Here is a 1,885-nt window from a genome sequence, read left to right as displayed (position 1 = left end):
AAGCACGGGAGCGCGGCAGGCCGCGAGCCCGACTTCAACTAGCAGCGGTAGTCGAAGCGCCGGCAGGCCTACCATGTGGCGCATGGCCAGACCGCGCAAGCCCCTGCTCAGCCGAGAACGCATCGTCGAGGCGGCGGGCGAACTGGTGGACGCGGAGGGGCTGGAGGCGGTCTCCACGCGGCGGCTGGCGGCCGCACTCGGCGTCAGCGGACCCTCCCTGTACAACCACTTCCGCACCAAGGACGAGATCCTGGACGCGGTGGCGGACGCGGTGAGCGCACGGGTCGACCTGTCGATGTTCGAGGGCCGGGCCGGGGCCCGCCCGGACTGGCGGGAGGCACTGCGCGCGTGGGCGCACTCGTACCGGGACGCGCTGGCCGACCACCCCAACATCGTGCCCGTGCTGGCGCGCGGCCCCGGGCGGCGCCCGGCGGGGCTGCGGCTGGCGGACGCGGTGTTCGGGGCCATGACGGCGGCCGGGTGGCCGCCCGCGCAGGCGACGCGGATCGGCGCGCTGATGCGGTACTTCATCCTGGGCTCGGCGGTGGGGTCCTTCGCCCGGGGTTTCGTGGACGACGAGGCCGCGTACGACCCGGCGGACTACCCGCACCTGAGCCGGGCCCACCTCCTGGCCGAGCGGCAGCGCGAGGTGGACGAGGGCGCGTTCGAAACGGGCCTGACCGCCCTGCTGGACGGCCTGGCCCTGCAGTTCGAGGCCCTGGCCGCGCGACAGGACGACTGACGCGCGGCCGGGCCGGAACACGCCGGCGGTCTAGAAGACGACGAGAGAGCGGCCGCCCTTGCCGGCCAGCATCGCGTCGAAGGCGCCGGGGATGCCGTCGAGGGTGATCCGGTCGGTGACCATCGAGCCCAGGTCCAGGCGGCCGGCGCGGACGTGCTCGGCCAGCACCGGCAGGTCGCGGGCCGGGTCGCTGTTCCCGTAGACGCAGCCGGCCAGGGTGCGGGCGAAGTGGAATATCTCCAGGGCGTGGAAGGCGACCTGCTGCTCCTTGCCGCCGATGCCGACGACGGTGGTGCGGCCGCCGCGGCGGGTGGACTCCCAGGCCGCGCGGATGGACTCCGCCCGGCCGACGCACTCCACGGCGACGTCCGCGCCCTGCCCGCCTGTGAGCCCGCGGATCTCCTTGGCGGTGGCGTCGGAGGCGAGGACGAACGCGGTGGCACCGGCTGCGCGGGCCAGTTCCTCCTTGGCCGGGGAGACGTCGACGGCCACGACCGGGCCCGCCCCGGCGATCCGCGCGGCCTGCAGGGCGGCGAGGCCGACCCCGCCGACACCGAAGACGGCGACGGACTCGCCGGCCCGCACCCGGGCGCTGTGGTGGACGGCGCCGTATCCGGTGAGCACCGCGCAGCCGAGCAGGGCGGCCTCGGCGAGCGGGATCCCGGCGGGCGCGGGCAGCACGCAGTTGGCCGCGACGACGGTCTCCTCGGCGAACGCGGCCACGTTGAGCCCCGGGTGCAGCGGCGTGCCCGAGGCGTCCTGGGCATAGACGGCCCCGACCCCGGTGAGGGCCTTCGCGCAGAGCCAGACCTCGCCGATCGAGCAGTGGTGGCACTCCCCGCAGGACGGGGACCAGTTGAGCACCACGTCGTCGCCCGGGGCGACATGGGTGACCCCCTCGCCCACGGCGAGGACCGTGCCCGCGCCCTCGTGGCCGAGGACGGCGGGGACGGGTACCCGCATGGTGCCGTTGGTGAGGGAGAGGTCGGAGTGGCAGACCCCTGCTGCGGCGAGCCTCAGCCGGACCTGGCCCGGGCCGGGATCGGGCAGCACGATCTCCCGTATCTCCAGCGGGGCTCCTACGGCGGGCAGGATGGCGGCGCGGACCATGGTCGATTCCGTCTCTCGGGCTCGGGGCGGGGG

The 1,885-nt window shown here is 75.3% G+C and carries 2 protein-coding genes; one reads left to right on the top strand and one right to left on the bottom strand.

Annotated features, from left to right (window positions below):
* Positions 1-82: 82 nt before the first annotated feature.
* Positions 83-742: a TetR/AcrR family transcriptional regulator gene (locus tag HYE82_RS36220; RefSeq protein WP_179178467.1), complete on the top strand. Its 660-nt coding sequence runs from the start codon at positions 83-85 to the stop codon at positions 740-742.
* 30 nt (positions 743-772) lie between these two features.
* On the opposite strand, the gene HYE82_RS36215 is transcribed toward HYE82_RS36220, so the two are convergent.
* Positions 773-1,852 carry a Zn-dependent alcohol dehydrogenase gene (locus HYE82_RS36215; RefSeq protein WP_179178466.1) on the bottom strand — a complete coding sequence of 360 codons (1,080 nt, stop codon included), beginning with the start codon at positions 1,850-1,852 and terminating at the stop codon, positions 773-775.
* Positions 1,853-1,885 lie beyond the last annotated feature (33 nt).

The organism is Streptomyces sp. BR123 (genome assembly GCF_013401435.1).
Taxonomy (GTDB): Bacteria; Actinomycetota; Actinomycetes; order Streptomycetales; family Streptomycetaceae; genus Streptomyces.
The sequence above is the reverse complement of the archived record's forward strand: the minus strand, read 5'-3'. Positions and strand labels throughout refer to the sequence as shown.

What these genes read in the sequence shown, in the direction of transcription:
- HYE82_RS36215 (WP_179178466.1), bottom strand. Translation starts at nt 1,852, where the DNA reads ATGGTCCGCGCCGCCATCCTGCCCGCCGTAGGAGCCCCGCTGGAGATA.
- HYE82_RS36220 (WP_179178467.1), top strand. Translation starts at nt 83, where the DNA reads ATGGCCAGACCGCGCAAGCCCCTGCTCAGCCGAGAACGCATCGTCGAG.